The following is a 17,738-nucleotide window of genomic DNA, read 5'->3' as shown; positions in this document are numbered from 1 at the left end:
ACGCAGAGGACAAAGCAGTGAGCATCCCTGCACAGAGCGACGGCGCGAAGGCCGACTCCGAGGAGAAGGCCACCGGCACGGCCACGCTCACCAAGGACGCCGCTCCCGGTGAGATCCTGCTGAAGGTTACGGGGCTGCAGAAGCACTTCCCGATCAAGAAGGGCCTGCTCCAGCGCCAGGTCGGTGCCGTGCGGGCCGTCGACGGGCTCGACTTCGAGGTCCGCTCCGGCGAAACCCTCGGCGTCGTGGGCGAGTCGGGCTGCGGCAAGTCGACGATGGGCCGGCTGATCACCCGGCTGCTCGAACCGACCGCCGGCACCATCGAGTTCGAGGGCAAGGACATCACGCACCTCGGCGTGACCGGGATGCGTCCCATGCGCCGTGACGTGCAGATGATCTTCCAGGACCCGTACTCGTCGCTGAACCCGCGGCACACCATCGGCACGATCGTCGGGGCACCCTTCCGGCTCCAGGGCGTCGAGCCCGAGGGCGGCATCAAGAAGGAGGTGCAGCGGCTGCTGTCGGTGGTCGGTCTCAACCCCGAGCACTACAACCGCTATCCGCACGAGTTCTCCGGCGGTCAGCGCCAGCGCATCGGCATCGCCCGCGCGCTCGCCCTGAAGCCGAAGCTGGTCGTCGCGGACGAGCCGGTCTCCGCGCTGGACGTGTCGATCCAGGCGCAGGTCGTGAACCTCATGGACGACCTCCAGGAGGAGCTCGGCCTGACGTACGTGATCATCGCGCACGACCTGTCGGTCGTCCGGCACGTCTCGGACCGGATCGCGGTGATGTACCTCGGCAAGATCGTCGAGCTGGCCGACCGGGACTCGCTGTACAAGGCGCCGATGCACCCGTACACCAAGGCGCTGATGTCGGCGGTGCCGATCCCGGACCCGAAGCGGAAGAACGCCAAGAGCGAGCGCATCCTGCTCAAGGGTGACGTGCCCTCGCCGATCTCCCCGCCGAGCGGTTGCCGTTTCCACACCCGGTGCTGGAAGGCCACGGAGATCTGCCGGACCACCGAGCCGCAGCTGCTGGAGCTGAAGCCGGGTCAGCGGGTGGCCTGTCACCACCCGGAGAACTTCGCGGACCAGGCCCCGCAGGACACGGTGCTGCTCTCCGCGGCCAAGGAGGCGGCCGAGCTGGTCGCCGACGAGGTGCTCGCGGAGTCCGCCGAGACGTCGGCGGCGGTCGCGGCGGAGCTGGCCGAGGAAACCGCCGAGGGCTCCACGCCGGAGACCACCGAGGCGTCCGCCGAGGAGGCGGCGCCCGCGGAGGAGTCCACGGACGACGCCTCCGAGGAATCCACCGAGGAATCCACCGAGGAATCCTCCGAGGAGACCACCGAGGCCTCCGGGACCGGCTCCCAGGAGTCAACCGACAAGTAGCACATGACAACTAGGCAAAGTCATGTACATGCCTGAGCGGGGGAGTGCACAGTCGTCCGTGTCCGACCACTGATCGGCACACGCTCGAAAGGGACGACTGATGGCACTCTCCCGTTCGGCACGTCTGGGGACCGTCGCGACCGCGGCGGTCTCCTTCCTCGTCATCGCCGCCGCGCCCGCCCCCACCCCCGGCGCCCCCGGCATCGGCGACTCCTACTTCCCGAACCTAGGCAACGGCGGCTTCGACGCCCTCCACTACGACCTCGACGTCGCCTACGCCCCCGACACCGGCCGGCTGCAGGGCCGTACGACCCTCACCGCGCGCGCCACCCAGAACCTCTCCTCCTTCGATCTCGATCTCCAGCAGCTGGACGTCAGCCGCGTCGAAGTCGACGGCAGACGCGCGGAGTTCACGCGCACCGGGGACGAGCTCGTCATCACCCCGCGCCACAGCCTCGCCCGGGGCCGGGACTTCCGGGTGTCCGTCACCTACGGCGGCGTACCGCAGCCCCTCGGCGGCCCCATCGTCTTCGGCTCCAAGTACGGCTGGATGAAGACCGCCGACGGGGTCTTCGTGGCCTGCGAGCCCAACGCGGCCTCCACCTGGTTCCCCTCCAGCGACCACCCCGCCGACAAGGCCACCTACGACATCCGGATCAAGGCGCCCGAAGGGCTGACCGGCGTCTCCAACGGCCGGCTCGTCTCGACGTACTCCAGGGGCGGCTCGACGTACACCCACTGGCGCGAGTCGAGGCCGATGGCGACCTACCTCGCGACCGCCACCATCGGGAAGTTCGACGTCCGCACCGGGCGCACCCCCGGTGGCATCCCGATCTACGTCGCCATCGACCCGGTGCTGAAGAACAGCAACAACGTCGACGTGTACGCCGTCACCGCCGCCGCCACCGACTACTGGTCGCAGGTCTTCGGGCCGTACCCGTTCGAGGAGACCGGCGCGATCGTGGACGACATGCCCGAGGCCGGGTTCTCGCTGGAGGTGCAGAGCAAGCCCGCCTACTCGGCCGTGCGCAACGAGAGCACCATCGTGCACGAGCTGGCCCACCAGTGGTTCGGCGACTCGGTGAGCGTGGCACGGTGGAAGGACATCTGGCTCAACGAGGGCTTCGCCACCTACGCCCAGTGGCTGTGGGCGGAGCACCAGGGGACCAGGTCGGCGCACGACTCCTTCCTGGCCGCGTACGACGCCCGCCCGGCCGACAACGCCTTCTGGCAGATCAAGGTCGCCGACCCGCAGCGCGACACGATGTTCTCCTACGCCGTCTACCAGCGCGGCGCGATGACGCTCCAGATGCTCCGGGAGCGGATCGGCGACCGCGCGTTCTTCAGGCTGCTGCCCGCCTGGACCCGGCTCCACCGGTACGGCAACGCGGACACCGCCGGCTTCATCCGGCTCGCCGAGCGCGTCAGCGGGCAGAAGCTGGACGACCTCTTCCGTACCTGGCTGTTCACTACAGGGAAACCCGCCCTGTGAGCCTGGCTTTGTAAGGTTCACACCGTCCGCTGGGTGAGAATGTCAGGGTGCAGCTCCAGCAACTCTTCAGTCCCTCCGTCCAGCACACGCTCGATGTCATCGGCATCTTCGTGTTCGCGATCTCCGGCGCGCTGCTGGCCGTCCGGAAGAACTTCGACGTCTTCGGCATCGCCGTCCTCGCCGAGGTGACCGCGCTGGGCGGAGGGCTGTTCCGTGACCTGGTCATCGGAGCCGTGCCCCCGGCCGCCTTCACCGACCTCGGGTACTTCCTCACCCCGCTCCTGGCCGCGCTCGTCGTCTTCTTCCTGCACCCGCACGTGGAACGCATCCAGGCGGCGGTGCTGGTCTTCGACGCGGCCGGCCTCGGCCTGTTCTGCGTCAGCGGTACGACGAAGGCGTACAGCTACGGCCTGAACCTGACCGCGTCGGCGACGCTGGGCCTCGCCACCGCCGTCGGCGGCGGTGTGCTGCGGGACGTCCTCGCCAACGAGGTGCCGTCACTGCTGCGCTGGGACCGCGATCTGTACGCGGTCCCAGCGATCGTCGGCGCGACCATGGTCGTGCTGTTCATCCGCTATGACGCCCTGACCCCCCTCACCAGTGGGCTCGCGGTCGTCACCGCTTTTGTGCTGCGCCTGCTCGCGATGCGGTTCCACTGGCGAGCTCCGCGCGCGTGGAACCGCCGGTCGACGGTGACCGAGGAGTGATCGGGCCGCCCGTGTGCGTGCGGGTGTGCCCGCCGGTGCCGCCCCGCCCCATCTCCATGGTCAGCCACTCGAACACGGTCGGGACCTGCGGCCGCCACAGCGCCATCGAGTGGCCGCCCATGCTGCGCGGCAGGAAGACCACCCGCACATACGTCGGCGGTTTCGCGATCTGCTCCAGCGCCACACCGGCTTGGTAGCCGTCACCGTTCTCGCCCGAGATGTACAGCGCGATCCTCGGCGGGACGCGGTAGTTCTTCAGGAGGTAGTAGGGGTTGTTGGCCCGCCGCAGCTCGATGCTCCCGGCGGCCAGCGAGTTGCGCTCGCCGATCGGGTCGTTGTAGCCGGACAGGCTGATGGCGGCCCGGTAGCGGTCGGGATGCGCGACGGCGAGCTTGGCCGCACAGTGGGCGCCGGCCGAGTAGCCGGCCGCGGCCCAGCCGTCCGGCGCGGCTTCGGCGCGGAAGTTGTCCGTGATCATCTTCGGCACGTCGATGCTCAGCCAGCTGTCCGCGTTCACGGTGCCGGGGATGTTGGCGCACCCTGTGTCTATCTTGGCGATCAGGTTGGTGCGCGGCGACACCAGGATGAACGGGGCCACCTGGCCGCTCTTCATGAGCGGCTCCAGCTGTTCGTGCACCTTCAAGGAGCCGAACCAGGCCTTCGCCGAACCCGGGTAGCCCGACAGCAGCTCGACGACCGGGAACTTCTTGTTCCGGTAGGCCGGCTCGTCGTACTGCGGCGGCAGCCAGACGTAGACCTCGGCGTTCACGCCCGACACCCGGCCCTTGAGCTGGGTGACCTTGACCCCGCCGGCGGCGTGCATGGCGGGTCCGTCGGCCTGCGTGAACTTCTGCTGCACCTTGGGCAGCTTCTTGTACGCGATACCGCCGGTGCCGTCGGCACCCAGGTTGGCGGCCTGCTGCACGTGGTTGCCCGTGCCGAGCAGGTCGGCCCAGTTGTCGTAAAGGTTGTTGGCGTTGTTGACCAGCACGAAGATCAACGTGACGGCCGTGACCTGGGCGAACAGCAGCATGAGGAGTCGGAGTGCGGCACGCAGCAGCTTGGGTCCGCGCAACCGTGACCACAGCACGAGCGGCAGTATCAGTGCAACCACGGCCAGCGCAACGGTCGTGTAGAGGAACGGAGTCCCGGTGAGGCTCATGTCCCCATAGAGGGGAAACCGTGGCCTGAGGTTGTGGACGTGTCCGGACACTTACTTAGAAATTGCCGGAACCTCACCCGGGAGGGGGATCCGGCCCGGTCGAACAAGGAGAAAGCTACCGCTTAGTAATTTCCTGTTGTACCGTTCATCCATGCCAGAAGCAGCTTCCGCACCCTCTCCGTCGCGGGCCGTGATCGGCGACAGCGAGTTCGACCGCGACACCGCGGTCACCCGGCGCGCGCCCGGTGTCTACGACATCGACCTCTCGGCCGGCTGGACCATCATCAACGCCGTCAACGGCGGCTACCTGCTGGCCGTACTCGGCCGGGCCCTCGCGGACACCCTGCCGCACCCGGACCCCTTCACCATCTCCGCGCACTACCTCACCGCGTCCCACCCCGGACCGGCGGTCATCCGCGCCCAGACCGTCCGCACCGGCCGCACCCTCTCCACCGGCCAGGCCTCCCTCTACCAGTACGACGACGAGGGCAACGAGGTCGAACGCATCCGCGTCCTCGCCTCCTACGGCGACCTCACCACCCTCCCCGACGACGTCCGTACGACGGCGACGCCGCCGCCCATCCCGCCCCTGGACCAGTGCTTCGGTGCGCAGGACGGCCCCACCCCCATCGAGGGCAGCTCGGCCATCACCGACCGCCTGATGCTCAAGCTGGACCCGGCCACCCTTGGCTGGGCCCTCGGCGCGCCCTCCGGGAAGGGTGAGATGCGCGCCTGGTTCGGCCTGGCCGACGGCCGCGACGCCGACCCGCTGTCCCTCCTGCTGGCGGTGGACGCCCTGCCGCCCACGGCCTTCGAGCTGGGCCTCAAGGGCTGGGTCCCCACCGTCGAACTCACCGTCCACGTCCGCCGCCGCCCGGCCCCCGGCCCCCTGCGGGTGTCCATCACCACCCGCAACCTGGCCGGCGGCTTCCTCGAGGAGGACGCCGAGGTCTGGGACACCGACGGCCACCTGGTCGCCCAGTCCCGCCAACTGGCCCGAGCAAGGCTGACCTGACCTCCGACGGTCCGGCGGGTGGGGCGTGGCCGTGCGAGGCTTTCGGTGAGCCCGGGTCTGCCAGCCGGGCTCGGCTGACGGGAAGGTACCGGCGTGCGGCTGGCTGGTCCCGCTGCGGCTCGGCGGGGAGAGACGGGCGTGCACCCTCCTGTCCGCCGCCTCTCGTCCACCGCGACGGTGAGCAACCACGCCGGTGGCGACCGGCGGTGCCGAGCCGACCGTTACGCGCTGCTCGGTGTGGGTCAGGCGCGGCTCAGCGGGGTGCGGCCCAGCCAGGCCGCCAGCTGTTCGTACGCGTCGGCGGTCTCGGGGGTTTCACGGCGGTTGTCGAAGGGGGTCTCGGCGTCGCGCGGCCGGGAGTCGGGCAGGACCGTGCGGGCGGTGGCGAGGGCGAACTCGGCGAGCTCCGGGTCGAGTTCCAGCGGGTGGCCGATGGCCTCGGCCAGGTCCCAGGTGTGCGTCACGATCTCCATGACATACCCGGAGAGCGCCGCGTGGCCCGGCACCTCGCCCCACGGCACCCGCACCGGGGAGGCCATCCGCGCGTCACTCTCCCAGGCCTTCAGAACGCGGACGCGTACCTCGTCGTAGGCCGCCGCCCAGCCGTCGTCCGCGACCCCGTGGGCGGTCGGCTCCACCGCCATGCCGTCGCCGCCCTCGCCGACCACCGCGATCCGCCGGGTGCCGCCGACGATGTGGCCCAGCAGGGCCCGTACGTCGAACTCGGAACACGGTGTCGGCGCGGCGAGGTCTTCGGGGCGCACGGTCTTGATGAGGGCCGCGGCCTGCTCGGTGGCGCGGGTGTACACGGGGCGAGGGTCGGTGAAAGCGGTGGTGGTGGTCATGGTGTGCCTCTCTGTTTCCCCGGGAGTCGGTGGGTCGTCTCCGGGAGTCGGTAGGACGAGGATCGCCCGATAACCTGACATCCGCCGTCAACATTTGCGGGAAGCTCGTCGAGCGCGTGATTCTGGGCGCGTGAAATCCGACCGGCTGCTGTCGATCCTGCTGCTCCTGCAGACCCGGGGCCGCGTCCCCGCGCGCGAACTCGCCGACCGGCTGGAGGTGTCGGTCCGCACCATCTACCGGGACATCGAGGCGCTGTCGGCCTCCGGCGTCCCGGTGTACGCCGAGCGCGGCCGGCACGGCGGGATCGAACTCCTCGCCGGCTTCCGCACCGACGTCACCGGGCTGACCGCCGACGAGTCCCGCGCCCTGTTCATCCTGGCCGCCCAGGGCGCGCACGCCGCGCTCGGCCTCGACGCGGCCCTCGGCTCCGCCCTGCGCAAGGTGATGGCCGCGCTGCCGGCGCCGCACCGGCCCGCCGCCGAGGTGACCAGCCGCCGCATCCTGGTGGACGCCACCCGCTGGAGGAGCGGCCCCCAGCAGGCCGTCGACCTGGAGGTACTGCAGGACGCGGTCTTCGCCGACCGGCGCCTGCGACTGCGCTACCGGCACAGCGGGGAGCGGGAGCCACGGACGTACACCGTGGACCCGTACGGCCTGGTCGCCAAGGCCGGGGTCTGGTACCTGGTCGCCGACCGGCGCGGAGCGCCCCGGCTGTTCCGGGCCGACCGGATCCACTCGGCCCGGCCGCTGGACGAGCCGGTGCGGCGCCACCCGGGCGTCGAACTCGCCGACGCGTGGGAGCTGTTGCGCCGCCAGGTGGAGGAGCAGCAGGGCGGGATCGAGGTCACCGTGCGGGTACGGCGCGAGCGGTTCGACATGTTCCAGCGGGTGGCCGCCGCCCAGCTGACGGCAGTGCCGGACGACGACGGCGAGAGCGAGTGGGTCACCGCCCGGCTCACCTACCCGGTGCTGCGCGCGGTCCGCCAACTCCTCGGGTTCTCCGATCAGGTGGAGCTGCTGGACCCGCCCGAGGCCCGCGCGGAACTGCTGGCGGGGGCCCGTTCTGTCACGGCCTTGTACCAGGAGGGCACCTGACCCCGGATTGACAGCCGACGGACAGGACGGGCCCAAGTACCGCCCAGAAAGCGTTGGTTGAGTGCGGCCCCTCAGGACTTTCTCATCCTCACCGGAGCTGACTCTCATGAAGCGTGCCCGTCTCGCCCCCGCCGTCGCCCTGCTGGCGCTGTCCCCGCTGCTGCTGACCGCGTGCGGCTCGGGCGACTCGTCCTCCTCCTCCGGAAACTCCGGCCGGCAGCAGTCGTGTCAGGCGCCGTCCGGCATGCCCACGGGCGGCACCGGCCGCCGGCCGAGCGGGAGGCCGGCCGGTGCACCCTCGGGGGCGCCGTCGGGAGCGGCCACCGTGAAGCCGACCGGCACGCCCAGCGGTGCCGCCTCGGGGATGCCGAGCGGGGCGCCCGGCGGCCAGAGCGGTCAGGGTGGCCCCGGCGGCGGTCAGGGCGGCGGCTGCGGCGGCCCGGGCGGCGGACAGGCCGGGGGCCAGGCGGCGGGGCAGTCCGGCGGGCAGGCCCAGCAGGGCTGAGCCGAGGCCGGGCCCGGCGTCGTACGACGGCAGGGGCGGCGCACATGGGCGTGCCGCCCCCCCTTCGTGTGCCGTGGGCCCTGCCCCTGCCCGGGGCGGCTCAGTCCAGCCAGTGGCCGCGGCCGATGGAGATGAGCCGCAGCTGCCGGGTGGCGAGCTGGGTGACGCGCTCCCGCTCCTCCGCCGGCGCCTCCAGGGCCTCCAGGAACAGCGAGGCGGTGATGAGCATCTGGTCGACGTAGAGATGCGCCAGCATCAGCAGGTCGTCCTCGCTCCAGCCCGCGGCCTCGGGGTCCTTGGCCAGCTCGGCCTTCACCTCCTCGGCGAACCGGACCAGTTGGTCCCGGATGGCCTCCCGCACGGGCTGCACCCCGCCGTGCCGTTCCCGGGCGATGAACCGGACATGTGCGGGGTACTCGTCCACGTGACGGGCGATCAACTCGATGGCGCGCGCGATGCGCTCCTCGCTGTCGCCCGGCGTGGACACCGTCGTCCGCACCATCGGGTGCAGGCTGCCCAGCGCCTCGTCGACCAGCGCCACACCGAGGTCGGCGGTCGAGCGGAAGTGCCGGTAGAACGCGGTCGGGGCGACGCCGACGGCCCGGGTCACCTCGCGCAGGCCCAGGCTGCTCAGGCTCTGCTCCTCCAGCAGCGCGAGCGCCGCGTCGAGGAACGCCTGCCGGGTCTTCTGCTTCTGGGCCTGCCGGATACCGAGGGTGTGACTCATGTCATCCAGTTAACAACTGTTCTCTGGAATTGGAAAGCCGTGAAGCGCGCTAGAGTAGAAGTCAGTGAACAACTGTTACTACAACTGTTCACCGAAATTTCACACCGGCCCGATACGAGGCATCCAGGAGGGGGGATCCGATCCCATGCTGTTCCTCGTCGCCGCACTCATGCTGCTCGGTGTCGTGCTGGGCACCGTCGCCCACGCGCCGCTGACCATCACCGCCGCCGTAGCCGCCGGCATCGCCGTCTGGCTCGCCGTCTTCGCGATCCGCGAGCGCCTCGGCCGCCGACGCCGTACGTCGGCCAACTGACCGTCCGCCACGACTTCCAGGAGCTGAGCACCATGCAACTCACCGCACCGGTCAGGAGCGGCAACGACACCCGCCCGGCCGCGCGCGACGCCGACGGCATGGCCGTGGCGTCCTTCATCCTGGGCCTTCTCGGCCTGCTCGTCCTCAACATCTTCCTCGGCCCGATCGCCATCGCCCTGGCCGCCGTCTCCCTCTGGCGCGGCACCGCCCGCCGCGGCCGGGCCCTGCTGGGCCTGACCCTGGGCGTGGCCGACCTGGTCGTCCTGGCCATCGCGATGGAGGTCTCCCACACGCTGTCGTGGAGCCTGTGAGCCGGGGCGGCACCGCCTGACGAAGCCGGCCCCGAGGACGACGGGGCACCCCGCCGCCCCACCACCAGCAACACCCGCCGGGGAACCGCCTGGCCTGCGCCGCCGCACGCCGCGGGGTACCCACCCCACCCACGCCACCGTGGGGGTACCCGACCCGCGGCCGTCGCCGTGCCACGCAACGCAACCTGCGAGCACCGCGCCCACCACCATGGCGACCCGCCCTCGCCACCACCCGTGGGGTCCCCGACCCGCCACTGTCGCCGGGGTGCTACCCGACGCGGCACCGTTGCCGCGGGGGTACCCGACCCGCCACCGTTGTGGGAAGCCCGACCCGTCGTGGGAAGTCCGACCCGTCGCGGCAGCCGCGGGGACAGCCGACTGCCGGCATCGCGTCCACCGTCGTGGGAGGCCTGCCTCGTCGCCGCGTCACCGTGGCCGGGGGAGTGCCGACCCGCCACTGTCGCCGGGGTCCTGTCCGACGCGGCGCCGTCGCCGTGGGGAGTGCCCGATCCGCCACCGTCGTGGGAAACCCGACCCGTCGTGGGAAGTCCGACCCGTCGTGGCAGCCGCGGGGACAGCCGACTGCCGGCATCGCGTCCACCGTCGTGGGAGGCCTGACTCGTCGCCGCGTCACCGTGGCCGGGGGAGTACCGACCCGCCACTGTCGCCGGGGTCCTGTCCGACGCGGCGCCGTCGCCGTGGGGTACCCGACCCGCCACCGTCGTGGGAAACCCGACCCGCCGCCGTAGCCGTGGGGATGCTCAAACCGTCGCCGCCGTACGCCCGGCTCGGCCCCGCCTGGCCGCCGGCGTGGGACGTTCGACCCGCCGCCCTGATCCGCTCCCGCCATCGCCGTGGTGGTCGTTCCGCCGGGGTGATGGGGGGCCTACCGGTCGACGGCGCAGGGCGCCACGCCACCGAGTGCAGGGGCAACCCCGGTATGGCGCACCGCCGGCGGAGCCCACCCGTACGGCCCAAGCCAACCGCAGGGTCCCGGCGCCGTAGAATCAGCACACCATGGCTTACCTCGACCACGCCGCGACCACCCCGATGCTCCCGGAGGCGGCAGAGGCCCTGACCGCCCAGTTGAGCATCACGGGCAACGCCTCCTCCCTCCACGCATCCGGCCGGCAGGCGCGCCGTACGGTCGAGGAATCCCGCGAAACCCTCGCCGAAGCGCTCGGCGCCCGCCCCAGCGAGGTCGTCTTCACCTCGGGCGGCACCGAGGCCGACAACCTCGCGGTGAAGGGCCTGTACTGGGCCCGCCGTGCCGCCGACCCGGCCCGTACCCGCGTCCTGGCCAGCCCCGTCGAGCACCACGCGGTCCTCGACGCCGTCCACTGGCTCGGCGAGCGCGAGGGCGCGACGGTCGAGTACCTTCCCGTCGACACTCACGGCCGCGTCCACCCCGACGCCCTGCGCGAGGCCATCGCCCGCGACCCCCACGACGTCGCCCTGGTGACCGTGATGTGGGCCAACAACGAGATCGGCACGATCCTGCCGGTCCGCGAACTGGCCGAGGTGGCTGCCGAGTTCGGCATCCCGATGCACGCCGACGCGGTCCAGGCCGTCGGTCAGGTCCCGGTCGACTTCGCCGCCTCCGGCCTCGCCGCGATGACCGTCTCGGGCCACAAGATCGGCGGCCCGTACGGCATCGGCGCGCTGCTGCTGGGCCGTGACCAGACCCCCGTGCCCGTCCTGCACGGCGGCGGCCAGGAGCGGCACGTCCGCTCCGGCACCCTCGACGTCCCCGCCGTCGCCTCCTTCGCCGTCGCCGGCCGGCTCGCCACCGAGCGGCGGGAGTGGTTCGCCCGGGAGATCGGTGCCCTGCGCGACCAGCTGATCGCGGCGGTCCGCAGCGCCGTCCCGGACGCGATCCTCGGCGGCGACCCGGCGCCCGAGGGCCGGCTGCCGGCCAACGCGCACTTCACCTTCCCCGGCTGCGAGGGCGACTCGCTGCTCCTTCTGCTGGACGCCCAGGGCATCGAGTGCTCGACCGGCTCCGCCTGCACCGCGGGTGTCGCCCAGCCCAGCCATGTCCTGCTCGCCACCGGCGCCGACCCGGACCTGGCCCGCGGCACCCTGCGCTTCTCCCTGGGCCACACCTCCACGCAGGCGGACGTCGAGGCGGTCGCGAAGGCGATCGGCCCGGCGGTGGAGCGCGCCCGCGCGGCCGGGCTCAGCTGAACACACGAAAGCGACCTACGAGGCGGGTTCCCTTCGCCGGCATTGTCCGGATCAGGTTCAAGGGGTCGCCATCAGGTCCAGTCCTTGCGACCTTCCGGCCTCTCAGCCCGAGCGTCGATGTCGGCACCAGCGGAAACGGTGTTCCTCCTTCAAGAAACAGGAATCTCTCGCTGACGTCGGCTACTCCGCTTGGGCTCCCTCACTCGTCTCGTAGGTCTTGCAAACAGGATAGAACCGCCCATACCGGACAAAAAAGGCCCTAGTTCTTGATTTTTTGCAGGTATCGCTCCCAGTCCCAGTGCGGCCCGGGATCGGTGTGGTCCGTCCCCGGCACCTGGACGTGCCCGATGATGTGCTCCCGGTCCACTTGCATGCCGTACCGCCGGCATATCGCCGCCGTCAGCCGCGCCGAGGACGCGTACATGGCGTCCGTGAAGGAGGAGGCGTCCGCCACGAAGCCCTCGTGCTCGATGCCGACACTGCGCTCGTTGTACTCCCGGTTGCCCGCGTGGAACGCCACGTCCAGCTCCCGTACCAACTGGGTGATCCGGCCGTCCCTGCGCACGATGTAGTGCGCCGCCGCGCCGTGCGCCGGGTCCTGGAAGGCCTTCACCGCGCTCGCGTAGCCGCCCTGCGTGACATGGACGACGACCCGGTCGACCGCGTAGTCGTCCGGCCGGTCGGCCCGCCGGTAGTTGGCCGGGGAGGCCGGCACCCAGCGCGCGCCCCGGAAGTCCACGGCCCCCGCCACCCGGGGCTTCTCCACCCCCGGCAGCCGCCACCACAGGCGCGTCAGCTCCGCACGGGCCAGCGCGGCCGTGCCCACGGCCGCCGCCGCGCCACCGACGAGCAGGGCCCGCCGCCCCAGCCGCCGGTCGGCGTCGCCCGTGCGCCGCCGGTCCGTGTCACTCATGCCCGCCCCCGTCCGCGCCGTGCCCGCCCTGTCCGCGCCTTCTCCGGCCGTTCGCGCCGTGTTCGCCCCGTCCGCGCCCTGTCCGCCCTGCTCGCCCTGTCCCTCGTGTTCCGCCCTTGTGATCGTCAACGGATATCCGGCCGCCCCGGTTCCCACGGGCCCGTACCCTGGAGGGGCTATGACTGAGACCCCGCAGCGCCCTCTCCGCGTCCTCGCCGCCATGTCCGGTGGAGTCGACTCCGCCGTAGCCGCCGCGCGTGCCGCGGAAGCCGGCCATGACGTCACCGGCGTCCATCTCGCGCTCTCCGCGAACCCGCAGTCCTTCCGGACCGGCGCGCGGGGCTGTTGCACCATCGAGGACTCCCGTGACGCCCGCCGCGCGGCCGACGTCATCGGCATCCCCTTCTACGTCTGGGACCTCGCCGACCGCTTCCGCGAGGACGTGGTAGAGGACTTCGTCGCCGAGTACGAGGCCGGCCGCACCCCCAACCCGTGCCTGCGCTGCAACGAGAAGATCAAGTTCGCCGCGCTGCTCGACAAGGCGCTCGCGCTGGGCTTCGACGCGGTGTGCACAGGGCACTACGCGAAGGTCGTGCTGCGCGAGGACGGCTCCCGGGAACTGCACCGCGCCTCCGACATGGCCAAGGACCAGTCGTACGTCCTCGGTGTGCTGGACGAGAGGCAGCTCGCCCACGCGATGTTCCCGCTCGGCGACACGGTCACCACCAAGGAGGAGATCCGCGCCGAGGCCGAGCGCCGCGGGCTCGCCGTCGCCAAGAAGCCCGACTCGCACGACATCTGCTTCATCGCCGACGGCGACACCCAGGGCTTCCTGGCGAAGCGGCTCGGCAAGGCCGAGGGCGACATCGTCGACGAGTCCGGCGCCAGGCTGGGCACGCACGAGGGTGCGTACGGCTTCACCATCGGCCAGCGCAAGGGCCTCAGGATCGGCACCCCGGCCCCCGACGGCAAGCCCCGCTACGTCCTCGACATCTCCCCGGTGACGAACACGGTGACGGTCGGCCCGGCCGCCGCCCTGGACGTGATCGGCCTGACGGCGATCAAGCCCCGCTGGTGCGGCACCGCCCCCACCGGCCCCGGCACCTACACCGCCCAGCTGCGTGCCCACGGCGGCGAGACCGAGGTCACCGCGGAACCGGTCGACGGCGAGCTGCGCGTGCGCTTCACCGAACCGGTCCGCGGCGTCGCCCCCGGCCAGGCGATCGTCCTGTACGACGGCACGCGCGTGGTGGGCTCGGCGACGATCGCGTCGACCACGCGCGCGACGACCGCAGCGGTGTAGGCGCGCCCAGGGCAGGCGCGCCCGGGGCCTGTCGTCACCTCCCCCCGGCCTTCGCGGCCGGGGCCCTAACCGGTCACGAACTCCGCGAGCACCGGCCCCAGCACCTCCGGCTCCACCATGTGGGTCTGCCCGGGAAGCACCCGGTAGGTGCCCTGGGGCACCGCTTCCACGACGGCCTGGTTCGCCCTGTGCATCCACTCCGGGCTCGCACCGCCCGCGACCACCAGCACCGGCACGGAGATCTCCGCGAGCCGGTCCCGGGGGAGCAGGCCGTCGCCCATGACCGTGTCGTCGTAGGCGAGACTCGGCGCGAGGGCCTCCATGCCGGCCCACATCGGCGACTGGCGGGCGCCCCGGATCATCTCCTCGGCCAGGCCCGTCAGCCGCAGGAACAGCTCCACCGCGTCCCCGCGCCGGCCCTCCGAGAGCGCCTTGTTCAGCTGCTCCTTGTACACGGCCTCCCGCTCGGCGCCGCCCGGCAGGTGGTCCGCGTACGGCACCTCGTACACGGCGGCCCGGGCGGCCGGCAGCCCGCTCGCCACCGCCTGGAGCACCAGCGCGCCGCCCGAGGAGACCCCGAACAGCGCCGCCTCGCCCCCCACGGCGTCGATCAGCGCGGCCAGGTCCTCGACCTCGCGCTCGACCGCGTACGGCTTCGTGTCACCGCTCTCGCCGCGGCCCCGGCGGTCGTAGACGACGGCCGTGCAGCGGTCCGCGAGCCGCTGGGCCAGGGGCGCCACGGTGCCACCGGTGGACATCGCTCCGCTCACCAGGATCACCGTCGGCCCCTGACCGGTCACTTGGTACGCGAGGACGGTGCCGTCCCGCGAAGTCGTCTTCTTGTCCATGTCGGTGCAGACTGCCGTACCGGCACGGACTCATCGCTCACGACACGTCGACGTCGTAGAAGCAGAAGTGATCCTTGATCTCCGCCACCCCCGGCTTGGGATCCGGGTACGCCCACACCAGGTCCGGCGCGTCCGGCAGCGACCAGTAGGACGCCGTGCCCTTGAAGGGGCACACGGTGTGCGTCTCGGAGGGGGTCAGCAGATCGAGGCGTACGTCCTCGGCGGGGATGTAGTACCGCTCCGGACAGCCCGTCTCCCGCAGCACCAGCCCTCGGTCGGTCTCCGCGAGCACCTGGTCGCCGTGCACCACGCGCACGTGCCGCTCGCTCTTCTCGATGGTGATCGTGTGTCCTTCGGCCATACAGGGACAGCACCGGCGGCCCCGCGCTTCTTCCCGCCCGGCACGGCCCGCGCGGCAAGGCCGTACGGTGGGGGCCATGAACATCTGCGTCTTCCTGTCCGCCGCCGACCTCCACGAGCGTTACACGCGCCCCGCCCGCGAGTTCGCGGAACTGCTGGGCAAGGGCGGGCACACGCTCGTCTGGGGCGGCTCCGACGTCGGTCTGATGAAGGTCGTCGCGGACGGGGTGCAGGAGGCGGGCGGCAGGCTGCTGGGCGTGTCCGTGGAGTTCCTCGCGAACAAGGCCCGGCCCGGCGCCGACCAGATGGTCGTCGCCGCCGACCTCGCCGAGCGCAAGAAGCTGCTGCTGGAGAACGCCGACGCCGTGGTGATCATGGTGGGCGGCACCGGCACGCTGGACGAGGCCACCGAGATCCTGGAGCTGAAGAAGCACGGCCGCACCGAGAAGCCGGTCGTGCTGCTGAACACCGCGGGCTTCTACGACGGCCTCAAGCAGCAGTTCCGCCGCATGGAGGACGAGGGTTTCCTGCCCCGTCCGCTGTCCGAGCTGGTGTTCTTCGCGGAGGAGCCGGTGGGGGCGCTGGCCTACCTGGAGGAGCAGCTCGGCGTCCACTGATGCGAGCATGTCGGGCATGGCTACTCATGTGATCACCGGGGCCGGTTCCGGCATCGGCGCGGCCGTCGCCCGCCGTCTGCACGCGCGCGGGGACGAACTCGTGCTGCACGCGCGCGACGCGGGCCGCGCGAAGGAGCTGGCGGCCCAGTTCCCCGGCGCCCGCACCCTGGTCGGCGACCTGGCCGACCCGGACCGGCTGTCCTGGGCGTTCTCCCACCAGACCCTCCCGGACCGCGTGGACTGTCTGCTGCACATCGCCGGAGTCGTCGACCTGGGCGAGGTCGGCGAGCTGACCCCCAAGTCCTGGCACCACCAGCTCAACGTCAACCTGATCGCCCCCGCCGAGCTGACCCGGCACTTCCTGCCCCAGCTGCGTGCCGCCCGCGGCCACGTGATCTTCGTCAACTCCGGCGCCGGCCTCAGCGCCCACGCCGGCTGGTCCGCGTACGCCGCCTCCAAGCACGGCCTGAAGGCCCTCGCCGACTCCCTGCGCCACGAGGAGCACGCGAACGGCGTCCGGGTCACCTCGGTCTACCCCGGCCGCACGGCCAGCCCCATGCAGGCCAAGGTCCACCAGCAGGAGGGCAAGGAGTACGACGCCTCGCAGTGGATCGACCCCGAGTCGGTCGCCACGACGATCCTCATGTCCCTCGACCTGCCCGGGGACGCGGAGGTCAACGACCTGACGGTGCGGCCGGGACGGTGAACGAGGCAAGCGGTGCCGAGATCCGCGACCGGCCGGCGCAGGTGTGGTCGAGGACCGGGGGCTCGTTGGTCCTGGGCGGCCCGGACCTTGGCACTCCGCCTGCCGAGCGGCGGGTCGAGGGCGAGATCCTCGACCCGTCGGACCTGGCGGAACCGCGTGTGACCGGGGAAGCCGACGGCGGGCGGCCAGGGGGCGGAGCCCCCCGGTACGGCCACGGCATACCCTGCCGGAGTGAGTGAGAGCACCCAGTTGAGGTTTCCCCCGGCCACCGGCGTGGGGTCCATGCCCGGCGGCGACGCCAGGGAGGCCGCCAAGACAGTGACCGGCAGTTTCGAGGACTTCCCGTTTCTGCCCGAGCTGCCCGCGCGCGGGCCCGGCGCCGACATGATCGGCCGCAGCGCGGGGATGCTCGTCGAGCTGTACGCGCGCGTGGAGCCCAGCGGCTGGCGCGTCGGGGACCGGCCGGGCCTGGACACCAAGCGGGCGCGGTCCTGGCTGGGGGAGGACCTGGACGCCCTGGAGGAGTTCACCCAGGGCTACGAGGGTGACCTGAAGGTACAAGCGGTCGGGCCGTGGACGCTGGCCGCCGCGCTGGAGCTGAAGAACGGCGAGGCCGCCCTCTCCGACCCCGGCGCCTGCCGTGATCTCGCGGCCTCCCTCACCGAGGGGCTGCGGCTGCACCTGGCCGAGGTCCGCCGCCGCGTCCCCGGCGCGCGGCTCGTGCTCCAGCTCGACGAGCCCTCCCTCACCGCCGTCCTGCGCGGACAGGTGCGCACCGCCAGCGGTTACCGCACCCACCGCGCCGTGGACCGGCAGATCGTGGAAGCCACCCTGCGGGACGTCATCGGGGCGCACGGCGGCGGGCCGGTGATCGTGCACTCCTGCGCCCCCGACGTGCCCTTCGCCCTGCTGCGGCGGGCCGGCGCGGCCGGCGTCTCCTTCGACTTCTCGCTACTCACCGAACGTGATGACGACGCGATCGGCGAGGCCGTCGAGGGCGGCACGCGGCTGTTCGCCGGTGTCGTCCCGGGCACGGACGGCCCATTGTCAGACCCTGCCGGTAGCGTCATGGGTGTCAGGACGCTGTGGCGCAGGCTGGGCCTGCATCCGGGGCTGCTCGCGGAGGCCGTCACGGTCACCCCGGCGTGCGGTCTGGCGGGCGCTTCCCCCGCCTACGCACGGCAGGCGCTCGCCCACTGCGTCCGGGCTGCGAGATCCCTCGCGGACAACCCAGAGTAACGGG

19 protein-coding genes are annotated in these 17,738 nt (G+C 71.9%); 13 read left to right on the top strand and 6 right to left on the bottom strand.

The genetic code is table 11. From position 1 onward, the window contains the following. The first annotated feature begins 17 nt into the window (after positions 1-17). The 3 genes from FB563_RS06785 (at position 18) to FB563_RS06775 (ending at position 3,587) form a co-directional block, all read left to right on the top strand. Positions 18-1,388: an ABC transporter ATP-binding protein gene (locus FB563_RS06785; RefSeq protein WP_055704464.1), complete on the top strand. Its 1,371-nt coding sequence runs from the start codon at positions 18-20 to the stop codon at positions 1,386-1,388. Positions 1,389-1,488: 100 nt separating this feature from the next. After that, positions 1,489-2,880 carry a M1 family metallopeptidase gene (locus FB563_RS06780; protein ID WP_055704463.1) on the top strand — a complete coding sequence of 464 codons (1,392 nt, stop codon included), beginning with the start codon at positions 1,489-1,491 and terminating at the stop codon, positions 2,878-2,880. Between the two features lie 47 nt (positions 2,881-2,927). Then, complete coding sequence (locus FB563_RS06775; protein ID WP_079048556.1) at positions 2,928-3,587, top strand: trimeric intracellular cation channel family protein; 660 nt, start codon at positions 2,928-2,930, stop codon at positions 3,585-3,587. Here FB563_RS06775 and FB563_RS06770 read toward each other — a convergent pair. Next, positions 3,496-4,749 carry an alpha/beta hydrolase gene (locus FB563_RS06770; protein ID WP_055704461.1) on the bottom strand — a complete coding sequence of 418 codons (1,254 nt, stop codon included), beginning with the start codon at positions 4,747-4,749 and terminating at the stop codon, positions 3,496-3,498. The genes FB563_RS06775 and FB563_RS06770 overlap by 92 nt on opposite strands. Before the next feature lie 151 nt (positions 4,750-4,900). Between FB563_RS06770 and FB563_RS06765 the strand changes: the two genes are divergently transcribed. Then, entirely contained in the window at positions 4,901-5,764 is an 864-nt protein-coding gene (locus FB563_RS06765; protein WP_055704460.1) for a thioesterase family protein, read from the top strand. Between the two features lie 242 nt (positions 5,765-6,006). On the opposite strand, the gene FB563_RS06760 is transcribed toward FB563_RS06765, so the two are convergent. Next, on the bottom strand, positions 6,007-6,609 hold the full coding sequence (locus FB563_RS06760; RefSeq protein WP_055704459.1) for a TIGR03086 family metal-binding protein: 603 nt from the start codon (positions 6,607-6,609) through the stop codon (positions 6,007-6,009). Positions 6,610-6,739: 130 nt separating this feature from the next. On the opposite strand from FB563_RS06760, the gene FB563_RS06755 reads away from it, so the two are divergent. Both FB563_RS06755 and FB563_RS06750 read left to right on the top strand, forming a co-directional pair. Then, a complete protein-coding gene (locus FB563_RS06755) occupies positions 6,740-7,705 on the top strand; it encodes a helix-turn-helix transcriptional regulator (protein WP_055704458.1) in 966 nt (321 codons plus the stop codon). A 106-nt stretch (positions 7,706-7,811) separates the two neighbouring features. Further along, the gene (locus FB563_RS06750) at positions 7,812-8,210 is read left to right on the top strand and encodes a hypothetical protein (RefSeq protein WP_055704457.1); all 399 of its coding nucleotides are present in this window, start codon (positions 7,812-7,814) and stop codon (positions 8,208-8,210) included. Positions 8,211-8,310: 100 nt separating this feature from the next. On the opposite strand, the gene FB563_RS06745 is transcribed toward FB563_RS06750, so the two are convergent. Then, positions 8,311-8,937 carry a TetR family transcriptional regulator gene (locus FB563_RS06745; protein ID WP_055704456.1) on the bottom strand — a complete coding sequence of 209 codons (627 nt, stop codon included), beginning with the start codon at positions 8,935-8,937 and terminating at the stop codon, positions 8,311-8,313. A 145-nt stretch (positions 8,938-9,082) separates the two neighbouring features. Between FB563_RS06745 and FB563_RS42800 the strand changes: the two genes are divergently transcribed. The 3 genes from FB563_RS42800 to FB563_RS06735 all read left to right on the top strand — a co-directional run bounded on the left by FB563_RS42800 (position 9,083) and on the right by FB563_RS06735 (position 11,748). After that, positions 9,083-9,250 (top strand): hypothetical protein, encoded by a 168-nt coding sequence (locus FB563_RS42800; protein ID WP_167528468.1) that lies wholly within the window; start codon positions 9,083-9,085, stop codon positions 9,248-9,250. A gap of 32 nt (positions 9,251-9,282) precedes the next feature. After that, entirely contained in the window at positions 9,283-9,561 is a 279-nt protein-coding gene (locus FB563_RS06740) for a hypothetical protein (protein WP_055704455.1), read from the top strand. Positions 9,562-10,578: 1,017 nt separating this feature from the next. Continuing rightward, the gene (locus FB563_RS06735) at positions 10,579-11,748 is read left to right on the top strand and encodes a cysteine desulfurase family protein (RefSeq protein WP_055704454.1); all 1,170 of its coding nucleotides are present in this window, start codon (positions 10,579-10,581) and stop codon (positions 11,746-11,748) included. Between the two features lie 259 nt (positions 11,749-12,007). Here FB563_RS06735 and FB563_RS06730 read toward each other — a convergent pair whose 3' ends face one another. After that, positions 12,008-12,661 (bottom strand): N-acetylmuramoyl-L-alanine amidase, encoded by a 654-nt coding sequence (locus FB563_RS06730; protein WP_055704479.1) that lies wholly within the window; start codon positions 12,659-12,661, stop codon positions 12,008-12,010. Between the two features lie 178 nt (positions 12,662-12,839). On the opposite strand from FB563_RS06730, the gene mnmA reads away from it, so the two are divergent. Next, positions 12,840-13,964, top strand: coding sequence for a tRNA 2-thiouridine(34) synthase MnmA (gene mnmA, locus FB563_RS06725; protein WP_142218533.1), 1,125 nt, complete (start codon positions 12,840-12,842; stop codon positions 13,962-13,964). A gap of 65 nt (positions 13,965-14,029) precedes the next feature. On the opposite strand, the gene FB563_RS06720 is transcribed toward mnmA, so the two are convergent. Continuing rightward, on the bottom strand, positions 14,030-14,812 hold the full coding sequence (locus FB563_RS06720) for an alpha/beta fold hydrolase (protein WP_055708123.1): 783 nt from the start codon (positions 14,810-14,812) through the stop codon (positions 14,030-14,032). A gap of 37 nt (positions 14,813-14,849) precedes the next feature. Further along, positions 14,850-15,173 (bottom strand): DUF427 domain-containing protein, encoded by a 324-nt coding sequence (locus FB563_RS06715; RefSeq protein WP_055708124.1) that lies wholly within the window; start codon positions 15,171-15,173, stop codon positions 14,850-14,852. Positions 15,174-15,249: 76 nt separating this feature from the next. Here FB563_RS06715 and FB563_RS06710 point away from each other — a divergent pair, with 76 nt between their 5' ends. From FB563_RS06710 to FB563_RS06700, 3 genes are all read left to right on the top strand, one after another. Then, positions 15,250-15,789: an LOG family protein gene (locus tag FB563_RS06710; RefSeq protein WP_055708125.1), complete on the top strand. Its 540-nt coding sequence runs from the start codon at positions 15,250-15,252 to the stop codon at positions 15,787-15,789. A gap of 7 nt (positions 15,790-15,796) precedes the next feature. Further along, positions 15,797-16,495 (top strand): SDR family oxidoreductase, encoded by a 699-nt coding sequence (locus tag FB563_RS06705; protein WP_055708126.1) that lies wholly within the window; start codon positions 15,797-15,799, stop codon positions 16,493-16,495. 231 nt (positions 16,496-16,726) lie between these two features. Beyond that, the gene (locus tag FB563_RS06700; RefSeq protein WP_079048943.1) at positions 16,727-17,734 is read left to right on the top strand and encodes a methionine synthase; all 1,008 of its coding nucleotides are present in this window, start codon (positions 16,727-16,729) and stop codon (positions 17,732-17,734) included. Positions 17,735-17,738 lie beyond the last annotated feature (4 nt).

It is taken from the genome of Streptomyces puniciscabiei (assembly GCF_006715785.1).
Lineage (GTDB): Bacteria > Actinomycetota > Actinomycetes > Streptomycetales > Streptomycetaceae > Streptomyces > Streptomyces puniciscabiei.
Note: the sequence above shows the minus strand (reverse complement) of the source record. Positions and strands in the feature narration are given on the sequence as shown.

Coding starts and splice junctions, on each gene's coding strand:
- FB563_RS06720 (WP_055708123.1), bottom strand. CDS start 14,812: ATGGACAAGAAGACGACTTCGCGGGACGGCACCGTCCTCGCGTACCAA.
- FB563_RS06715 (WP_055708124.1), bottom strand. CDS start 15,173: ATGGCCGAAGGACACACGATCACCATCGAGAAGAGCGAGCGGCACGTG.
- FB563_RS06730 (WP_055704479.1), bottom strand. CDS start 12,661: ATGAGTGACACGGACCGGCGGCGCACGGGCGACGCCGACCGGCGGCTG.
- FB563_RS06760 (WP_055704459.1), bottom strand. CDS start 6,609: ATGACCACCACCACCGCTTTCACCGACCCTCGCCCCGTGTACACCCGC.
- FB563_RS06750 (WP_055704457.1), top strand. CDS start 7,812: ATGAAGCGTGCCCGTCTCGCCCCCGCCGTCGCCCTGCTGGCGCTGTCC.
- mnmA (WP_142218533.1), top strand. CDS start 12,840: ATGACTGAGACCCCGCAGCGCCCTCTCCGCGTCCTCGCCGCCATGTCC.
- FB563_RS06770 (WP_055704461.1), bottom strand. CDS start 4,749: ATGAGCCTCACCGGGACTCCGTTCCTCTACACGACCGTTGCGCTGGCC.
- FB563_RS06740 (WP_055704455.1), top strand. CDS start 9,283: ATGCAACTCACCGCACCGGTCAGGAGCGGCAACGACACCCGCCCGGCC.
- FB563_RS06705 (WP_055708126.1), top strand. CDS start 15,797: ATGTCGGGCATGGCTACTCATGTGATCACCGGGGCCGGTTCCGGCATC.
- FB563_RS06710 (WP_055708125.1), top strand. CDS start 15,250: ATGAACATCTGCGTCTTCCTGTCCGCCGCCGACCTCCACGAGCGTTAC.
- FB563_RS06735 (WP_055704454.1), top strand. CDS start 10,579: ATGGCTTACCTCGACCACGCCGCGACCACCCCGATGCTCCCGGAGGCG.
- FB563_RS06745 (WP_055704456.1), bottom strand. CDS start 8,937: ATGAGTCACACCCTCGGTATCCGGCAGGCCCAGAAGCAGAAGACCCGG.
- FB563_RS42800 (WP_167528468.1), top strand. CDS start 9,083: ATGCTGTTCCTCGTCGCCGCACTCATGCTGCTCGGTGTCGTGCTGGGC.
- FB563_RS06765 (WP_055704460.1), top strand. CDS start 4,901: ATGCCAGAAGCAGCTTCCGCACCCTCTCCGTCGCGGGCCGTGATCGGC.
- FB563_RS06780 (WP_055704463.1), top strand. CDS start 1,489: ATGGCACTCTCCCGTTCGGCACGTCTGGGGACCGTCGCGACCGCGGCG.